Annotated in this window: 17 protein-coding genes; 7 read left to right on the forward strand and 10 right to left on the reverse strand. The window is 64.7% G+C overall.

All coding sequences use genetic code 11. The features are described 5' to 3' along the window. The first annotated feature begins 148 nt into the window (after positions 1-148). Complete coding sequence (locus LQ954_RS15820; protein WP_231024033.1) at positions 149-1,615, forward strand: lipopolysaccharide biosynthesis protein; 1,467 nt, start codon at positions 149-151, stop codon at positions 1,613-1,615. 4 nt (positions 1,616-1,619) lie between these two features. Here the strand turns inward: LQ954_RS15820 and LQ954_RS15825 are convergent, their stop codons facing one another. Continuing rightward, positions 1,620-2,048 (reverse strand): CBS domain-containing protein, encoded by a 429-nt coding sequence (locus LQ954_RS15825; protein WP_227773000.1) that lies wholly within the window; start codon positions 2,046-2,048, stop codon positions 1,620-1,622. A 103-nt stretch (positions 2,049-2,151) separates the two neighbouring features. Here LQ954_RS15825 and LQ954_RS15830 point away from each other — a divergent pair, with 103 nt between their 5' ends. Further along, positions 2,152-2,430 carry a hypothetical protein gene (locus tag LQ954_RS15830; RefSeq protein WP_227773001.1) on the forward strand — a complete coding sequence of 93 codons (279 nt, stop codon included), beginning with the start codon at positions 2,152-2,154 and terminating at the stop codon, positions 2,428-2,430. 132 nt (positions 2,431-2,562) lie between these two features. Here LQ954_RS15830 and LQ954_RS15835 read toward each other — a convergent pair whose 3' ends face one another. The 4 genes from LQ954_RS15835 to hisS all read right to left on the reverse strand — a co-directional run bounded on the left by LQ954_RS15835 (position 2,563) and on the right by hisS (position 6,802). Further along, positions 2,563-3,396 (reverse strand): DUF4167 domain-containing protein, encoded by an 834-nt coding sequence (locus LQ954_RS15835; protein WP_231024034.1) that lies wholly within the window; start codon positions 3,394-3,396, stop codon positions 2,563-2,565. A gap of 262 nt (positions 3,397-3,658) precedes the next feature. Then, positions 3,659-4,489, reverse strand: coding sequence for a peptide chain release factor N(5)-glutamine methyltransferase (gene prmC / locus LQ954_RS15840; protein WP_443026642.1), 831 nt, complete (start codon positions 4,487-4,489; stop codon positions 3,659-3,661). Then, positions 4,482-5,555 carry a peptide chain release factor 1 gene (gene prfA / locus LQ954_RS15845; protein ID WP_227773004.1) on the reverse strand — a complete coding sequence of 358 codons (1,074 nt, stop codon included), beginning with the start codon at positions 5,553-5,555 and terminating at the stop codon, positions 4,482-4,484. The genes prmC and prfA overlap by 8 nt, the downstream gene beginning before the upstream one ends. Further along, on the reverse strand, positions 5,552-6,802 hold the full coding sequence (gene hisS, locus LQ954_RS15850) for a histidine--tRNA ligase (RefSeq protein WP_231024036.1): 1,251 nt from the start codon (positions 6,800-6,802) through the stop codon (positions 5,552-5,554). Before hisS ends, prfA begins: the two co-directional genes overlap by 4 nt. Positions 6,803-6,899: 97 nt before the next feature. On the opposite strand from hisS, the gene LQ954_RS15855 reads away from it, so the two are divergent. Beyond that, positions 6,900-8,816, forward strand: a complete 1,917-nt coding sequence (locus tag LQ954_RS15855) for a M61 family metallopeptidase (RefSeq protein ID WP_231024037.1) — start codon at positions 6,900-6,902, stop codon at positions 8,814-8,816. A gap of 49 nt (positions 8,817-8,865) precedes the next feature. Continuing rightward, positions 8,866-9,444 (forward strand): inorganic diphosphatase, encoded by a 579-nt coding sequence (gene ppa, locus LQ954_RS15860; protein ID WP_227773007.1) that lies wholly within the window; start codon positions 8,866-8,868, stop codon positions 9,442-9,444. Between the two features lie 57 nt (positions 9,445-9,501). Here ppa and LQ954_RS15865 read toward each other — a convergent pair whose 3' ends face one another. The 3 genes from LQ954_RS15865 to LQ954_RS15875 form a co-directional block, all read right to left on the reverse strand. Continuing rightward, the gene (locus LQ954_RS15865) at positions 9,502-9,819 is read right to left on the reverse strand and encodes a DMT family transporter (protein WP_231024038.1); all 318 of its coding nucleotides are present in this window, start codon (positions 9,817-9,819) and stop codon (positions 9,502-9,504) included. Positions 9,820-9,942: 123 nt separating this feature from the next. Next, a complete protein-coding gene (locus LQ954_RS15870) occupies positions 9,943-10,422 on the reverse strand; it encodes a GNAT family N-acetyltransferase (protein WP_231024039.1) in 480 nt (159 codons plus the stop codon). Next, the gene (locus tag LQ954_RS15875; RefSeq protein ID WP_231024040.1) at positions 10,419-11,327 is read right to left on the reverse strand and encodes a DMT family transporter; all 909 of its coding nucleotides are present in this window, start codon (positions 11,325-11,327) and stop codon (positions 10,419-10,421) included. The genes LQ954_RS15870 and LQ954_RS15875 overlap by 4 nt, the downstream gene beginning before the upstream one ends. Positions 11,328-11,551: 224 nt before the next feature. Here LQ954_RS15875 and LQ954_RS15880 point away from each other — a divergent pair, with 224 nt between their 5' ends. Beyond that, entirely contained in the window at positions 11,552-12,058 is a 507-nt protein-coding gene (locus LQ954_RS15880; RefSeq protein WP_227773011.1) for a MucR family transcriptional regulator, read from the forward strand. Between the two features lie 35 nt (positions 12,059-12,093). Then, positions 12,094-12,906, forward strand: a complete 813-nt coding sequence (locus LQ954_RS15885) for an oxygenase MpaB family protein (protein WP_231024042.1) — start codon at positions 12,094-12,096, stop codon at positions 12,904-12,906. Positions 12,907-12,915: 9 nt separating this feature from the next. On the opposite strand, the gene LQ954_RS15890 is transcribed toward LQ954_RS15885, so the two are convergent. Beyond that, positions 12,916-14,181 carry a dicarboxylate/amino acid:cation symporter gene (locus LQ954_RS15890; RefSeq protein ID WP_231024043.1) on the reverse strand — a complete coding sequence of 422 codons (1,266 nt, stop codon included), beginning with the start codon at positions 14,179-14,181 and terminating at the stop codon, positions 12,916-12,918. Positions 14,182-14,345: 164 nt separating this feature from the next. Between LQ954_RS15890 and glmM the strand changes: the two genes are divergently transcribed. Next, positions 14,346-15,686: a phosphoglucosamine mutase gene (glmM, locus tag LQ954_RS15895; protein ID WP_231024044.1), complete on the forward strand. Its 1,341-nt coding sequence runs from the start codon at positions 14,346-14,348 to the stop codon at positions 15,684-15,686. A 252-nt stretch (positions 15,687-15,938) separates the two neighbouring features. Here the strand turns inward: glmM and nadA are convergent, their stop codons facing one another. Next, the gene (gene nadA, locus LQ954_RS15900; RefSeq protein ID WP_227773018.1) at positions 15,939-16,937 is read right to left on the reverse strand and encodes a quinolinate synthase NadA; all 999 of its coding nucleotides are present in this window, start codon (positions 16,935-16,937) and stop codon (positions 15,939-15,941) included. Positions 16,938-16,959 lie beyond the last annotated feature (22 nt).

Below are 16,959 nucleotides of genomic sequence, written 5' to 3' on the forward strand. Positions count from 1 at the left end.
CGGCCACCGCTGCGGTGACACCCATCTAGGCGGACCGCCCCCAACCGTCAAACACTTTTTGCAACTTTCTTACACCGCCCACAAAAAACCACGGATTCCCGCCACCCTTAACTCACCAGCAAGTCACACACATGTAGCGAATCAGCCAATGGCCAGCCCCCTTAGTCCCTCGAGCGAAGGCGAATCGTTCGCCAGTCAGGTGCGCAATGCAGTGATCTGGCGCTCCGGTACCCAAGTGGCGGCGCAGCTGGTGCAATGGGCGTCGACCTTCCTGGTGATCCGCATCCTCGCGCCGAGCGATTATGGCCTGTTCGCCATGACCGGCGTCGTCATGGCGTTTCTCAACATGCTGAACGGTTACGGGTTGGCCAGCGGGCTTGTTCGCGAGCAGGCAGTTTCGGACCGGCAGATCCGCCAGGCATTTGGCATGTTGATCGCCGTGAACGTCGGGCTGGGCCTTATCCAGCTCGGATTGGCTCCCGTTGCCGCTGCCTATTACCGGCAGCCGCATGTCGCCGACCTGCTGCGCGTTCAATCGCTGATTTACCTCTTCACGCCGTTTATCGCCTTGCCTCAGGCTCTGCTGAGCCGCCGAATGGATTATCGTCGGCAAGGGCGGGCAAACATCCTGGCCTCTGTTGTGGGTGCTACCACGGCGTTAGTCGGTGCGTTTGCCGGATGGGGTGTGTGGACGCTGGTTATAGCGCCCATGGCGCTATTCGCCGCGCGGGCCATTGCCATGACCGTCGCGGCTGGCTCCTGGATGATGCCCTCCTTCGACTTTCGCGGAGCGGGTTCACTGGCACGCTTTGGCGGCGTGATGGCCGCGGGCCAGCTATTCTGGTTTGTGCAAAGCCAAGTCGACGTGTTCATCGCCGGTCGGCGTCTCGATCTTCATGACCTTGGTATCTACACGACCAGCCTGTTTCTGGCGCAGATCTTCGTGTCCAAGTTCGTGCCGCCGCTGAACGAAGTGGCATTTTCGGCTTACGCCCGCATCCAGCATGATCGAGCGGCCACGGCAGCCGCCTTCGTGAAGGGGGTCAGGATCGTGATGCTTGCCGCCCTGCCCTTCTACTTCGGATTGGCAGCAACGGCGAATCCGTTGGTGCGGGTCATGCTTGGGGAGCAATGGGCGGATGCTTCTGCCGTTGTTCGGCTGCTGGCGCTCGCCATGCCGTTCATGACCCTGCAAGTGCTCTTCTCTCCTGCATGTGACGCAATTGGCCGGCCAGGTATCGGCGTCAGCAATGGTGCGATTGGGTCGGTGATCCTGACGGCTGGGTTTGTCTGCGGCATCCAATGGGGCTTGATCGGGATCGCGACTGCATGGGTCGTCTGCTATCCTATCTATCTGGCGATCAGTTGCTGGCGCTCGCTTCCGGTGATCGGCGCCCGTGCCCGCGATGTTGCCGCTGCTATTGTCCCGCCACTGACCGCTGCTGCGGTGATGGCGATCGTAGTGGCGGGCCTGGATCACGTCCTTACGCTGGCGCCGCTTGCGCGGCTGATCCTGCTCGTGACCGTCGGCGCCGCAGTCTATGCTGGCTGGCTTGCAATATTTGCAAAACAGCTGGTCCGCGAAACCCTGGCTCTCGTCCGGAACCGGGTATGAGATTTCACACCTGCTGAATGTAATCCCGCATGGCCGCGGCATCCGCCTCAACCCGCTCGATCCGGTATTTGACCAGATCCCCGATTGAGACGAGGCCGATCATCCGGCCGTTCTCGACCACCGGAAGGTGGCGGATTCGCCGCCGTGTCATAAGTGAAAGGGCACCCATCACGGGGTCTTCAGGCGACACGGTGACCGCTGGCGCCGTCATCACCTCGCGAACGGGGCGATTGAGCACCTCGGTGTCGCCCGCCTTCAGGCAGTAGATGAGATCGCGTTCGGAGAATACGCCGAGAACCTCCTCGCCGTTCACCACCGGCACCGCGCCGATCCGGCGCTCGGCCAGCAATGCCACTGCTTGTCGGACCGTATCGTCCGGGGCGACCACGATGGTTTCGTGCCCCTTGCCGCGCAGGATTGCCGCTATCGTCATCGGCTCTCTCCTCATTCTCTGCTCGCCGCCAGCTAAGCGTGGTTGGTCAGGCGGGACGGCGTTGTTGCTGGAAGAATGCGCCATTTCACGGCACATGGGAAGCATGAGCCGGCTCGATGATCCTGAATATGCACGATTCGCCTGGAAGCGCTTTCGGCGCTTGCTTGCCTGGAGCGGGCTGGTTGGCCTTATCGCTTCGGTAATTTCGGTCTGGCTGGTGAGCCGTTCCTATGGCGCTCTCGACTGGGTCGCGACGCTGGCGATGATCGGCGGGGTTACCGGATCGGTGCTGATGGCGGGCGCGCTGATGGGGCTCACTTTTCTGTCGTCCGGCACGGGTCACGACGAAGCCGTGGACACCCGGGATTTCGACGACGCCTGAGCCTGAGCGCGGCCGCGAGATGATGGACTGCGGCCTGTCGGCGGATCAAATCGGCCTGTTACGCAAACGGGCCGGCCTCGCACATAGCGAAGCCGGCCCGCTTCTATCGAGACCTCCCGGAAGGAAGGTGGATTAAGCCTCGGCCTCCGCCGGTGCGGCAAGCGTCCGGCGACGGCGCGGCTTGGGCGCCGCGTCCTCAGCCGTCATCTCACCACCGATCGCCGGCGGCAGCGCGCTGGCATCAAAGCCGAGCTGCTCACCAGCCTCGACGGGTGCCTTGCGCGGGCGGCCACGACGCTTCGGAGCGGCCACTTCTGCCTCGGCGTGAACCTCGGGCGAAGACTGTGCAACGTCGACGCTGGCGGATTCCACCGGCATCGCTTCGCCGTTCACCGGAGCGCTCACACGCTCGTCACGACGATAGTCACCGCGCGGAGCGGAAGACCGCTGACGGCGGTCCTGACCATCACGCTGCCGGTTCTCGCCGCCTTCGGCACGATAGCCATCAGCCCGCGGGCCTTCATCGCGATCCTGCCGACCACGACCGCCATCCTGCTGACGATTGCCGTCGAACTGGCGGTTGCCGTCACGCTCGGAGCGCTCCTCGCCGCCACGGCCCTGCTCCTCGGCACGGATCGGCTCACCTTCGTCGCCGTAATCCTCGTCGAGATCAAAGTCGTTCTGCGGACGACGATCGCGCGTCTGATCCTCGTAGCGGCCGCGCTGGTCGGCCAGCACGCGGAAATAATGATCGGCAAACTGGAGGTAATATTCGGTGTTGACGCGATCGCCCTGGCGCTGCGCGTCAGCCGCCATGTTCTTGTATTTTTCGTACAATTGGCTGGCGTTGCCCCGTGCGCGGCTATCGATCCGGTTGCCGTTGTCACGCTGGCCCTGGCTGCCCCCGCCCTGCGAACGCTGCCCACCGCGGCCGCGACGGCGACCGTTCTGACGGTTGTTGATCAAATTACTGTCCTCGTCCTCAAACCAAAAACGGCCTTGCTCCCGGAACAATCGGTGCAACAACCCCCGGCTTTGGGCGGACCAGCGCACAATGCGCATCGCCTCCAAAAGCCTGCCATGGTCGCCGGACTGCAGCGACTGATGACGAAGGGTGGGCAAGCCGCCCAAAATTCAACCAGAAATGTTGATTTTGCGTGCCCCTGCGCTTGCCATAGCCGCTGCAAAGGCTTTCTCAAAGCGAAATATTGGGTAAAATTCGTTGATTTCAAGGCGTGATGACAAGGCATCGATCACGCCCCGCCAGATCCCTGCTGAGTGTCACCTGAAGATCAGCGGCGATGAAGAGAGCGCCGGCTGAATCGGCCTGCGCGGCGCCGATTTCCACGCACGCGACGCCTCCCGGCGCGATCTGTTGCTTCAACAGCGGCGCAATCGCGCGGTAATCATCCAGCCCGTCGCCGCCCGCATAGAGCGCGCCCGCCGGTTCATAGCGCGCGACTTCCTCCGGCACGGCTTCAACGGTTGCCACATACGGCGGATTGCACAGGATAAGATCGAACGCGGCGCCCGTTCCGGCCCAGCCGCCGAGGCGAATATCGGCGCGACCGGGCGCGATCCGATCGGCATTGCGCTGCGCGATCTCGATCGCCTGCCGCGACGCATCAATCCCGACGCCTGTTGCCTCTGGCCATTGATCAAGCGCTGCCAGCAGCAACGCGCCCGAACCAGTGCCCAGATCCAGAACCGTCCGCGGCCCGGGGCCAGCGCCGAAATGGTCCACCGCCGCCTCGATCAGCGTTTCGCTGTCCGGACGCGGAATCAATACGCCGGGGGCGACATCAAGGTCGATCGTCCAGAACGCGCGCGTCCCCGTGATGTAAGCGACGGGTTCATGACGCGCACGACGCGCCACCAGATCCGAAAAGGCGGCAGGAACCGGCTGGTCAGCCAGCGTGAGCAACAGCCGCTCACGGCTGATGCCAAGCGCATGGGCAAGCAGCAATTCGGCATCGAGCCGCGGCGTTTCCGAAAACCCGAACCGGCCAGCCGCGGCCATCAGAGCAGCGCGTGCCCCGCCCTGCCCCGGGTCACCCATCCAGCGAAGCGAGCCGCTCGGCCTCGTCCTCGGCGATCAAGGCCCCGATCAGTTCGTCCATGTCGCCGGCGAGGATTTCCGGCAGGCGATGCAGGGTCAGGTTGATGCGGTGATCGGTCACGCGGCCCTGCGGGAAATTGTAGGTGCGGATCCGCTCCGATCGGTCGCCGCTGCCCACCATCGACTTTCGCGCCCCCGCGCGTTCGGCATGAAGCCGTTCGCGCTCCATTTCGTACAAGCGCGTGCGCAGTACCTTCAGCGCCTTGGCCTTGTTCTTGTGCTGCGATTTTTCGTCCTGCTGAATCACCGTCAGCCCGGTGGGAATGTGAACGATGCGCACCGCGGAATCGGTGGTGTTCACCGACTGGCCGCCAGGACCCGATGAACGGTAGATGTCGATACGCAGATCCTTGTCATCGATCTGCACGTCGACTTCCTCGGCCTCCGGCAGCACGGCCACCGTCGCCGCCGAGGTGTGAATTCGGCCGCCGCTTTCGGTGACGGGTACGCGCTGGACCCGGTGAACGCCGCTTTCGAATTTCAGCTTGGCGAACACGCCCGAACCGGTGACGGAAGCGACCACTTCCTTGTACCCGCCCGCATCGCTGTCCGAGGCGGAAATCAACTCGACGCGCCAGCCCTGCCCCTCGGCATATCGCTGATACATGCGAAACAGATCGCCAGCGAACAAGGCGGCCTCGTCGCCGCCCGTTCCGGCGCGCACTTCCAGCATCGCCGAGCGCTCATCCGCCGCATCGCGCGGCAGGAGCGCGAGGGCGAGCTTGCGATCCGCCGCTTCCAGCGCCGCCTTGTTCTCGCGCAGTTCCTCCTCGGCCATGGCACGAAGTTCGGCATCGGCGTCGCCGGTCATGAAGGCGAGGCTGTCCGCCTCCTGCCGTAAACGGCGCACTTCAGCCGCCGCCTGGGCGACGGGCTCAAGCTCCGCATATTCCTTGGACACCGCGACGAAGCGATCGCCGGGAAGATCGCCGGTCGCCATCTGCGCAGCGAGCTCGTCGCGCCGCGCCTCGATCTGACGGATGCGTTCAAGCGAGATGGCGGTCATTGCTGAGCGACAACCACCGGTTCCACGATGGCGCGAACGCGGTCGAGCGCATCCTGATCGGCACCGTAGCTGCGCTGCGACTGGGTGAGCGCATCGTCGCGAACGGACAGGCTGTAGGTCTGCGACGGCTTGCGCTTCAGCGCCTTGTCGAAGCGCTTGCGCGGGCTCCCCTCGATGGTGGCTTCCGCAGCAATGCCGGCGCGGCGAAGCGCGGCGACAGCAGCGGTGGCGGCAAGCTCAAGCCCGCCGCTTTCTGCCACGACGTTGACCGGCCCTTCAAACGAGGGCTCCTCCAGCAGCATGGCCAGCCGCTCGACACCCGCCGCCCAGCCGACGCCAGCCGTGGGCGCGCCGCCCAGGCTCTCGATCAGACCGTCATAGCGCCCGCCGGCGAGCACCGTACCCTGCGCGCCCAGGCGATCGGTCACGAACTCGAAGGCAGTGTGGCGGTAATAGTCCAGGCCGCGGACGAGTCGTGCGTTGCGCTTCCAGGCGACGCCCGCCGCCTCCAGCCCCTTGGTCACGCTTTCAAAGAAAGCGCCCGCCTCTGACGTGAGGAAATCATCGATACCCGGCGCCGCATCGGCGATCGGCCGATCGCGCGGATCCTTGGAATCGAGGATGCGCAGCGGGTTCTTGTCGAGCCGGGCAAGGCTATCCTCGCTCAAGTCGCCGCGATGCTTCTCGAAGTGCGAGACAAGCGCGGCGCGCCAGGCGTCACGGGTATCCGCATCGCCAAGCGTATTCAGTTGCAGTGTCACCCCTTCCGCAATGCCCAGCTCGTGCAGGAGCTGATCCGCCAGGGTCAGCAGCTCCACATCAGCTGCGGGCTCGGGCGCACCGAGGATCTCCGCATCGATCTGGTGGAACTGACGATAGCGGCCCTTCTGCGGCCGCTCGTAACGGAACACTGCGCCGCTGGTCGCCAGCTTCAGCGGCGCGAATTGCTGCCATCCCTCGGTGAGATAGGCGCGGGCGAGGCCGGCAGTGAATTCCGGCCGAAGCGTGAGCGAATCGCCACCGCGATCGGGGAAGGTGTACATTTCCTTCGACACGACGTCGGTTGTTTCGCCGATCGAGCGGGCGAATACTTCGGTTGCTTCAAACACCGGGATCTCGACCCGCTGGAAGCAATAGAGTTTGCGCACGCGATCGAAGGTGTCGAGCACATGCGCAAAGCGGCGTTGTTCGCTGCCGAAGATGTCCTGCGTGCCGCGCACGCGGTTGGGAGTCTGAATCCGGGCCATTGCGGGCGCATCTAGGCCCCGCTTTCAAAAGCGGCAATGCAAGTCATCGAGCGCAGGTCATTGAGCTTCGCAGCGCCGCTCGTTAGCGGGGCTTTCCATGATCCGTCTTGCCTTCGCGAGCGTCCTGCTCGCTTCCGCTGCCGTCGTCACGGCTCAAGTACCCAATGGGAACTCCGCGCCGCAGCCGGTGCCTTTCACGACCACGATCCCCGATCCGGTCGATCAGCCCTACCCCGGCACGATCGCGCTGAATGTCGATGCCACCGATGTTGCCCGCGGCATCTTCCGCGTCAACGAAACGATCCCGGTGGCCAAGGCAGGGCCGATGACGTTGCTTTACCCCGCGTGGCTGCCCGGCAATCACGCAGCGCGCGGCCAGATCGAGAAGCTGGCCGGACTGGTGATCAAGGCGAACGGCCGGACGATCCCGTGGACGCGCGATCCGGTGGACGTCTACGCCTTCCATATCGACGTGCCCGCCGGTGCCAGCGCGATCGAAGCCAGTTTCCAGTTCATTTCGGCCACCAAGGCGGATCAGGGCCGGATCACCATGACGCCGGAAATGCTGAGCCTCCAGCCCAACTCCGTCAGCCTTTATCCCGCCGGCTATTTCACCCGCCAGATCCCGGTGAAGATGACGGTGAAATATCCGGCCGGCTGGACGGCGTCCGGCGCCATTCCGGCCAAGGTCAGCGGGTCCACCTATTCCTATGATCGCGCCAATTACGAGGTGCTCGTCGATTCACCGATCCTGGCAGGCCGTTATGGCAAGACGTGGCAGCTGACACCGCGCGTGTCGCTTGCCGTTTACGCCGATACGCCCGACGAACTCGCCGCCACGCCGGCGCAGATCGATGCGCACAAGCGGCTGGTTGAGCAATCGGCAAAAGCATTCGCGAGCCAGCATTACGACAAGTACACGTTCCTGCTGTCGATCAGCGACAATCTGGGCGGCATCGGGCTGGAGCATCACCGGTCCAGCGAGAACGGGGTTACGCCCGGGTATTTCACGAAATGGGAAGAAGGGCCGGGCCGCCGCAACCTGCTGCCCCACGAGTTCAGCCACAGCTGGAACGGCAAGTTCCGCCGCGGCGCCGATTCCTGGACGCCCGACTTCCGCACCCCGATGCGCAACTCGCTTCTGTGGGTGTACGAAGGGCAGACGCAATTCTGGGGCTATGTGCTTCAGGCGCGGTCGGGAATGGTGTCCAAGCAGGATACGCTTGATCAGCTCGCGGCGATCGCGGCGCTCTACGACAGCCAGCCTGCACGCCAGTGGCGCGACCTGATCGACACCACCAACGATCCGATCATTTCCGCACGTCGGCCAAAGGGCTGGACCAGCTGGCAGCGCAGCGAAGACTATTACAACGAAGGCTTGCTCGTCTGGCTGGAGGTGGATTCGACGCTGCGTCAGCTTTCCGGCGGCAAGAAGTCGATCGACGATTTCGCGAAGGCGTTCTTCGGCGTGCGCGATGGCGACTGGGGCGATCTGACCTATACGTTCGACGATGTGGTCGCGACGCTGAACGCGGTTCAGCCCCATGACTGGCGCACGCTGCTGACCCAGCGGCTGACGGAGCATGGCAAGGGCGCGCCGCTCTCCGGCTTCGAGCGCAACGGCTATCGCTTGGTCTATACCGCGGATGCGCCGCCATCGTTCCGCCATGGCGAGAAGACGCGCAAGGTGGCTGACCTCACCTATTCCGGTGGGTTCGTGGTCGGAGCCGGCGGCGAGATCACCTCCGTCACCTGGGGGTCGCCGGCGTTCGACGCGGGGCTGACCCTCGGCACCACCATCGTATCCGTTGGCGGGATGGCCTATTCCGATGACCGGCTGAAGGCTGCCATCGCTGCGGCAAAGGATAGCAAGACGCCGGTCCAGATGTGGGTGAAGAAGGGCGAACGCTACCGGCAAGTCTCGCTCGACTGGCAGGGCGGCCTGCGCTACCCGCGCCTGGAAAAGATCGGCACGGGAGAGGCCGGTCTTGATCGGTTGCTTGCGCCGCGCTGACCCGCGGCACGAGTCTTCAATTCGCAATACCAAAGCAAAGGGACCGAACATGCGCATCGACATGGTGCCGACGGGGGACAACCCGCCGCACAGCCTGAATGTCATCATCGAAGTGCCAACCGGTGGCGAGCCGGTGAAGTACGAGTTCGACAAGGCGAGCGGCGCGCTGTTCGTGGATCGCATCCTGCACACGCCGATGCGCTATCCGGCGAATTACGGCTTCGTGCCGCACACGCTGTCGCCGGATGGTGACCCGCTCGACGCTTTGGTCGTGTCGCGCTCGCCGTTCATCCCCGGCTGCGTCGTGCGCGCACGGCCAATCGCAGTGCTGAACCTGGAAGACGAGGCTGGCGGCGACGAGAAGCTCGTCTGCGTGCCGGTCGACCAGACCTTCCCTTATTATTCCAAGGTCGGCGAGAAGGACGATCTGCCCGAGATCGTGTTCGAGCAGATCGAACACTTCTTCACCCACTATAAGGACCTGGAGAAGAAGAAGTGGGTGCGCATCGGCAAGTGGGGCGGCGCTGACGAAGCGCGGCAGATCACCATGGAAGCGATCGAGCGCTACAACGAAGCGAAGAAGCAGGGCGAAGAGCCGCACGACCACGACGTGCCCGGCCGCGACTGAACCGAGACCTCAGCACCCCCCCATTTCCGGTACGCCGGGAATGAGGGGGGCGCCCATTCAATGCGCGGTGAGCTTCAGCCCCGCGATACACAGCACGACACCGAAGATCAGCGCGATGCGCACCGGCGTCGCGGGCTCCCCATAAAAGGCGATGCCCACCAGCACCGTTCCCAGCGCACCGATGCCGCCCCAGACCGCATAAGCGGTACCCATCGAGATCGAGCGGGACGCAAATTCGAGCAGCCCCATGGAGAGGGTGACCGAGGCGAGGAAGCCTGCGGTCCAGCCGATGTTCCGGAACCCGTCGACGTGACGAAGGCAGGTCGTGAACCCGACCTCGAACAGGCCGCCCAGGACCAGCCAGAACCACGCCATCAGCCGCGCCCCGTGCACGAACGTCGGGAAAACTGAGACACTGGCACGGCACCATTCACCATTTGCTTCATTCCTTGCTTGCACCCCGCCCCGCTGCGATCGCCCAGATAAGGCAGGCAGCCATTACCGGCCAGCGAGCGCGAGGAGGGCGGCGCCGGTAACCCGCTGCGTCGTCCATTCATCCTGCGGCCTGGCGCCCTTCGCCCGATAGAATTCGATCGCCGGCGTGTTCCAGTCGAGCACGGTCCATTCCAGACGCGGGCAATCGCGATCGATCGCGATCGCTGCCAGCGCTTTCAGAAGTGCCGCCCCTGCCCCCGAACCGCGCGCCTCGGGCGTTACGTACAGATCCTCAAGCCACAAGCCGCGCCGCCCTGTCCATGTCGAGAAGGTGTGGAAGAACAAGGCGAAGCCGATGGGGGCGCCATCACGCTCCGCCATCAGCACCTCGGCCGACGGTGCAGCGCCGAACAGCGCCGCCTCCAGCATCGGCTCCGTCGCCTCCACCGCATCCGGCTCCCGTTCATAGGCGGCAAGTTCGCGAATGAAGCGCAGGATGGTTGAAACGTCGTCCCTACCGGCGCGGCGAATGGCGATGGTCATGCAGCTTGCTCCAACGTCTGCGCCGCAATGTCTCGGCGGCGGGCGGCATAGACGCAGGCGGCGACAATGACGATGGCGCCGACCAGCGTGTAGGCGGAGACGCGCTCACCAAAGACCAGAAACCCGAGCACCGCCGCATAAACGAACGACGTATATTCGGTCATTGCCAGGTAACCTGCCTCGCCATGGGCATAGGCCCAGGACAACAGCATCATCGAGGCAAAGGCAAGCAGCGCCGCGACGGCCAGCGGCAGGATCGTGGCAGCTGGCGGCACCACTGCAAGCCAGGGTGCGGCAAGGCCAAGCAGCACGAGAATGACCAATGATTGCAGACAGGCAGTTTCCGCCGGGCGCGCGGCAAGTGACTGAAGCCGGGTGAGGATGAGATTGCCGGCGTACAGGATGGCGGAGGCAAGGATCGCGACAGCGCCCTCGAACGCCTCCGGCCCCAGCGCTGCCTTCGCCTGGCCGATGAAGATGGTGCCGATGCCAAGGCTGGCCGCCACCACCGCAACGACGGCGCGCAGCGACACACGCTCCTTCAGCCACCAGGCGGCAAGGATCAGCGCGAGGATCGGCGCAATGTACGATAAGGCGATGGCCTGCGCCATCGGCACGCGCGCCAATCCCCAGAAGAACAGCAACGCCATGGCGCAAGTTACGGTGCCGCGCGTCACATGCAGCAGAAGCGCCCGGCGTGTGGGGCGGCGAACACCCACGGCCGCCCATGCGGCGGCACCGAGCGCAACATTGCCCATCGAGCGCCACAGCATCGTGTTGTACACGCCAAGGGCAAGCACCAGCCCCTTCATGACGGCATCCATGATCGAGAACAGGGCGATGCCCAGCGCTGCGACGAGAAAAGCAAAGCCGACCGGCACCAACTTACGAGGCGTTGAGTTCATGCCCGTGCATTAGAACGATCGTTCTGCGCTGACGAGCGCCAGTGCAGCCTTCCGATGGGTTAATGCAGTATGAACAACGGGCACTGGTGTTAATCGGCAAGCAACGCCATAGATCGAAAAAACTGGAACGTGATATCGGTTAAATAAACCGTTCTGATGATCCGTGCGCTGGTTGACCTGCACAGATGCCACGTTAAAGCAACAATAAATGTAAGGAGCGTCGCATGACTGAAGATACCGTTGACACCAATGCCGTTGAGCTGGCCACCGAGCTGACCATCGCATGGCTGTCAAATCCGAACACCCGCGCGTCCAGCGATGAGGTGCCAGGATTTCTGCAGAAGATGCACGAGGCGGTAAACCAGCTGTCGACGAACACCCAGCCAGTGGCCGAGGAAGAGCCAGCTGGCGAATACACGCCCGCGGTTTCGGTGCGTAAGTCACTTGCTTCAAAGGATCATATTATCTCGATGATCGACGGCAAGCCTTACAAGACGCTGCGCCGTCATCTCGCCGGCCATGGTCTAACTCCGACCGAATATCGTCAGCGTTATGGTCTTAAGCCCGACTATCCGATGGTCGCCGAGAATTATTCGGAGGCGCGCCGCGCCATGGCCAAGAAGATCGGGCTTGGCCGCAAGCCGGGCATGAGCCGCAAGGGCGCAGAAGAAGCGGCTCCCGCCAAGCGCGGTCGCAAGGTGCCCGCGACGGCGGCAGCCGGCGAGGAATAAGGCGCATGGCTCGGGCGGCCGCATCGCTGCCCGGCATGCGTAACGCAATCGGCGGGCGCATTCGTGCGCTCGTCGGTTCCGGCTCGGTCGATCTGTCGCGACCGCCCGGTGATCCCGGCCTGTTCGGCCCCGGATCGATGGCGTGGCGAGTTCACGCCGACTTTTCCGCCATGATGATCGGCGGCGTTTCCGCCTTGCTGTTGCAGATGCTCCATCCGCTGGCGCTCGCCGGGGTGTGGGATCACAGCGATTTCCGCCGCGACCGGCTCGGCCGGCTTCGTCGCACGGCGCAGTTCATTTCCGTGACCACCTTTGGCAGCACGTCATCCGCGAACGCCGCGATCAATCGCGTACGCGCCATTCACGATCACGTGATCGGCACCCTGCCGGACGGAACGCCTTATACCGCAAACGACCCGGCCCTGCTCACCTGGGTTCATGTTGCGGAGGTGGACAGCTTCCTGCGCGCTTATGTCCGCTACCGCGAACCCGGCCTCTCGGGAGCGGAGCAGGACAGGTATCTGAATGAGACGGCCATTATCGCGGAACGGCTCGGCGCGCGCGATGTGCCCAGGACACGGCGTGAGATCGAAAGCTATTTCCGCGCGGTCCGCCCAGAGCTTGCCTATGACGAGCGGACCCGGGATGTCGCCGCCGCGCTGCTGGCGAGTGGCCCGGACGCACTGACGACTGCGGCGCTGGCGATCGTCACCCCCGCCGCGCTCGATCTGCTCCCGCCCTGGGCCGCGACGATGCACGGCCGAGCGCCCAGTGCGATTGGCCGGCCGGCAATCCGGCTGGGCGCGCGCGGCATGGGCAACGTGCTGCGTTGGGCGTTGCGCCGCTAGTCCACGGCGTCAGCCGTCGAACCCTTCACCACCCTCGGCGCTGAGCGGATCGGTCCGCTCGCGGCGCGAGAGCGTCAGAGTCGTGGCGAGATCCCACATCACATTGCCCAGCGTTCGAACGATGTCCGGAAGGGTTTCGACCGCCACCAACAGGCCGAGCGGTGCGGTGGGTGCGCCGATCGCTGCGCAGACCGGTGCCACCGAGCTGACATAGCTGACCGTTCCCGGCAGGCTGACCGCGCCCAGCGACATCAGCGCCGCCACCAGGGTGCCGACCGCCAGCGTGCCCAACGACAGCGGGACGCCAAACCAGTGCGCGATATAGATGGCGACCGCGAAGTTCATTGCGGGACCCGTGGCGCGCAGCAGGGCAACGGCCAGCGGCAGGGTGACGCCGGCTGTGGCAACGGGGGTGCCCAGCGACTGCGCGCCGGCCAGCATCGCCGGCAGCGATGCGAGCGAGGATTGGGTGGACACCGCCACGGCCTGGCTCGGCATGGCGGCGCGCGAGAAGCGCTTCAGCGAAATTCGTCCGCCGATCATCGCCATAGGATAGGCACACAGCGTCACCACCAGGCCGACGCCGGCGACGATCATGATGTAATGGACGAGCGCATGGAAGGCGCCGCTGCCGGCCTTCGCTCCCACCACCAGGGCAAGCGAGAACACGCCGAGCGGGCCGATCCACAACACCCAGCCGATCACCACCAACATGGTATCGCGCACTGCCGTGAAGACGCGCACGAGAACCTCCCGCAACCCTTCCTCGATCCGCATCAGCGCAAAGGCGAAGATCAGCGCAAAGATGATCATCGACAGGAAATTGCTCTCCGCCGTGGTGCGCACGATGTTGCTTGGGATAATGCCGGACAGGAACTCACCCAGCGGGGGAACCGGCGGGTTCGGGCCGACACCGGTCAAGGCCGCGCGCAGCGCCGCGGCGGAATCAACCGGAAGCGGCGCGAGTTGCAGGAGCAGCGGGGTCAGGAACGCCGCCGACAGCGCCGACGCAATCATCACTGCGACGTAAAGCCCGACCGCGCGCCCGGCGAGCCGCCCCGCCTGTGCCGCCGCCGCCGTGGCAGCCACGCCCGTAACCAGCAGGGAAAAGACCAACGGCACGATCGTCATCTGCAAGGCGTTGAGCCATGCCTGGCCGATCGGCTGAGCCACGGCGATGGTCGGATCCACCGACGCAGGCGCATAAGCAGCGAGCAGAATGCCGGCGACCAGCCCCACCACCAGCGCCACAAGAATACGAGTAGATTGGGACATCACGCCTTTCGAACTCTTCGTCACCGCGGACTTGTTCCTAAGTCCGCCAAACGGCAAGAGCTAAGGCATTAATGGTTGTGCGGCACCCAGAGTGCCGGGGCAAGCCCGTCCGCAACACCGGGGATCCGGCAAGGACGGGACAACGAGCGGTTTGGAGGTTACCAGTGGCGCGCAAATACTTCGGCACGGACGGCATTCGCGGCCTGACCAACATCGCGCCGATGACGGCGGAAATGGCGATGAAGGTCGGCATGGCGGCGGGCGCCTATTTCGTGCGTGGCGATCATCGCCACCGCGTGGTGATCGGCAAGGACACGCGCTTGTCCGGGTACATGCTCGAAAACGCGCTGGTCGCAGGGTTCACCGCGGTCGGCATGGACGTCGTGCTGCTGGGGCCGATGCCGACACCGGCGGTGGCGATGCTCACGCAGTCGATGCGTGCCGACATCGGCGTAATGATCTCCGCCAGCCACAATCCGTTTGCCGACAATGGCCTCAAGCTGTTCGGGCCGGACGGCTACAAGCTGTCCGACGAAGCGGAACTGGCGATCGAGGCGCTGATCGACGGCGACGTCGCCTTGGCGGCGGCCGGTGACATCGGTCGTGCACGCCGGGTCGAGGATGCCCGCGGCCGGTACATCCACTTCGCCAAGTCGACCTTCCCGGCGGATCTGCGGCTGGACGGCCTGAAGGTGGTGATCGATTGCGCCAACGGTGCGGCCTATCAGGTGGCGCCGTCCGCGCTTTGGGAGCTGGGGGCGGAAGTGGTCGCCATCGGTGTCGAGCCCAATGGCAAGAACATCAACGAACGGGTCGGCTCCACCGCGCCGCAGACCTTGTCCGAAACCGTGGTCGCCAGCGGTGCGGCGATCGGTATCGCGCTGGACGGGGATGCTGACCGCCTCATCGTCGTGGACGAGCTTGGCCGGGTGGTGGACGGCGACCAGTTGATGGCGACGATCGCCACCGGCTTCGCGCGCCGCGGCGCGCTGGCGGGCGGCGGGCTGGTCGCGACGGTGATGTCGAACCTTGGGCTGGAGCGGCATCTCGCGGCACAGGGGCTGGGGCTGGTGCGCACGTCCGTCGGGGACCGCTACGTACTGGAAGCGATGCGCGCCCGCGGCTTCAACGTCGGCGGCGAGCAATCCGGCCACATCATCCTTTCCGACTATGGCACAACCGGCGACGGCCTGGTGGCGGCGCTTCAGATCCTGGCCGAGGTGAAGCGTTCTGGGGCACCCGCCAGCGAGGTGCTGCACCGGTTCGAGCCACTGCCCCAGCTGCTGAAGAATGTGAAATACGCGCGCGGCGGCAAGCCGCTGGACGCGGCAAGCGTCAGGGATACGATCGCGGCGGCGGAGGCGGAGCTTGCCGGAAGCGGTCGGCTGGTCATCCGTCCCTCCGGCACCGAACCGGTGATCCGCGTGATGGCGGAAGGCGACGACGCGGGGCAGGTGGAAGCGGTGGTCGACCGGATCTGCGACGCGGTGCGCGCGGCGGCGTGACCCTGCGAGGGAAGGAAGACCAAGGCGCGGCCTCAGCGGGACGAAGCGGGAGTGATCGACCGCTTCTGTGTCGCCGTTATTTGCGTGTCCCCGCTGGCCGGGAAGTAGTTGGCCGGTTCAACGCCTAGCCATTCACGTCATGCCCCGGCGGCGGGGATCCATAAGCGCAAGCCCGTGGCAAGAAGCGCGAGCGTCAGCGTTTATGGCTTCCCGCCGCCCCGCCGGGGATGATGTGATCGCGATGCCCGGCGCTCAGTCGCCCGTCACCTTGGCGGGGCCCAGGTCGCCCTGCCCGACCGTGCCGCTGGCCATGGCGAGCATCGCGTCGAGGCTCTTCTTCGCCTTCACCCGCAGATCCTCATCCATCTCGATCCGCGGCTGAAGATCGCGCAGCGCGATGTAGAGCTTCTCCATCGTGTTCAGCGCCATGTACGGGCAGATGTTGCAGTTGCAATTGCCGTCCGCGCCGGGCGCACCGATGAAGGTCTTGTTCGGCAGCGCCTTTTCCATCTGGTGGATGATGTGCGGCTCGGTCGCGACGATCAGCGTGTCGCCCGACATCGCCATGGCATATTCGAGGATGCCGCGCGTCGAGCCGACATAATCGGCGTGGTCCAGAATGACGGCGGGGCATTCCGGATGTGCCGCAATCGGCGCGCCGGGGTGCTGCGCCTTCAGCTTCAGCAGCTCCGTCTCGCTAAACGCCTCGTGCACGATGCAGACGCCCGGCCAAAGGATCAGGTCACGCCCGGTCTTGCGCGCCAGATAGCCGCCGAGATTGCGGTCCGGGCCGAAGATGATCTTCTGATCCTTGGGGATCTGCGACAGGATCTTTTCCGCCGAAGACGAAGTGACGATCACGTCGGACAGCGCCTTCACCGCGGCCGAGCAATTGATGTAGGTCAGCGCGATTGCGTCGGGGTGCTGCGCGCGAAAGGCAGCGAACTGCTCCGGCGGGCAGCTGTCCTCAAGCGAGCAGCCGGCATCCATGTCGGGCAGGATCACGGTTTTCTGCGGGGAAAGGATCTTCGCGGTTTCGGCCATGAAGCGAACGCCGCAAAAGGCGATCACGTCGGCATCGGTCGCCTGCGCCTTGCGTGACAGATCAAGGCTATCGCCGACGAAGTCCGCAATGTCCTGGATCTCGGGCTTCTGGTAATAATGCGCCAGGATCACCGCGTTGCGCTCCTTGCGGAGACGTTCGATCTCGGCGCGGATGTCGACGCCCGTGAGGTTCTGCGGCTGTTCCATGCCCGTGCAGATGGCCCGGCTG

Source organism: Sphingomonas sp. IC-11 (assembly GCF_021043365.1).
GTDB lineage: Bacteria > Pseudomonadota > Alphaproteobacteria > Sphingomonadales > Sphingomonadaceae > Sphingomonas.

Excerpts from the sequence above, each read along its gene's own strand:
- LQ954_RS15820 (WP_231024033.1), top strand. The coding sequence starts at position 149 with ATGGCCAGCCCCCTTAGTCCCTCGAGCGAAGGCGAATCGTTCGCCAGT.
- LQ954_RS15825 (WP_227773000.1), bottom strand. The coding sequence starts at position 2,048 with ATGACGATAGCGGCAATCCTGCGCGGCAAGGGGCACGAAACCATCGTG.
- LQ954_RS15830 (WP_227773001.1), top strand. The coding sequence starts at position 2,152 with ATGAGCCGGCTCGATGATCCTGAATATGCACGATTCGCCTGGAAGCGC.
- prmC (WP_443026642.1), bottom strand. The coding sequence starts at position 4,489 with ATGGGTGACCCGGGGCAGGGCGGGGCACGCGCTGCTCTGATGGCCGCG.
- prfA (WP_227773004.1), bottom strand. The coding sequence starts at position 5,555 with ATGACCGCCATCTCGCTTGAACGCATCCGTCAGATCGAGGCGCGGCGC.
- hisS (WP_231024036.1), bottom strand. The coding sequence starts at position 6,802 with ATGGCCCGGATTCAGACTCCCAACCGCGTGCGCGGCACGCAGGACATC.
- LQ954_RS15855 (WP_231024037.1), top strand. The coding sequence starts at position 6,900 with ATGATCCGTCTTGCCTTCGCGAGCGTCCTGCTCGCTTCCGCTGCCGTC.
- ppa (WP_227773007.1), top strand. The coding sequence starts at position 8,866 with ATGCGCATCGACATGGTGCCGACGGGGGACAACCCGCCGCACAGCCTG.
- LQ954_RS15865 (WP_231024038.1), bottom strand. The coding sequence starts at position 9,819 with ATGGCGTGGTTCTGGCTGGTCCTGGGCGGCCTGTTCGAGGTCGGGTTC.
- LQ954_RS15870 (WP_231024039.1), bottom strand. The coding sequence starts at position 10,422 with ATGACCATCGCCATTCGCCGCGCCGGTAGGGACGACGTTTCAACCATC.
- LQ954_RS15875 (WP_231024040.1), bottom strand. The coding sequence starts at position 11,327 with ATGAACTCAACGCCTCGTAAGTTGGTGCCGGTCGGCTTTGCTTTTCTC.
- LQ954_RS15880 (WP_227773011.1), top strand. The coding sequence starts at position 11,552 with ATGACTGAAGATACCGTTGACACCAATGCCGTTGAGCTGGCCACCGAG.
- LQ954_RS15885 (WP_231024042.1), top strand. The coding sequence starts at position 12,094 with ATGCGTAACGCAATCGGCGGGCGCATTCGTGCGCTCGTCGGTTCCGGC.
- LQ954_RS15890 (WP_231024043.1), bottom strand. The coding sequence starts at position 14,181 with ATGTCCCAATCTACTCGTATTCTTGTGGCGCTGGTGGTGGGGCTGGTC.
- nadA (WP_227773018.1), bottom strand. The coding sequence starts at position 16,937 with ATGGAACAGCCGCAGAACCTCACGGGCGTCGACATCCGCGCCGAGATC.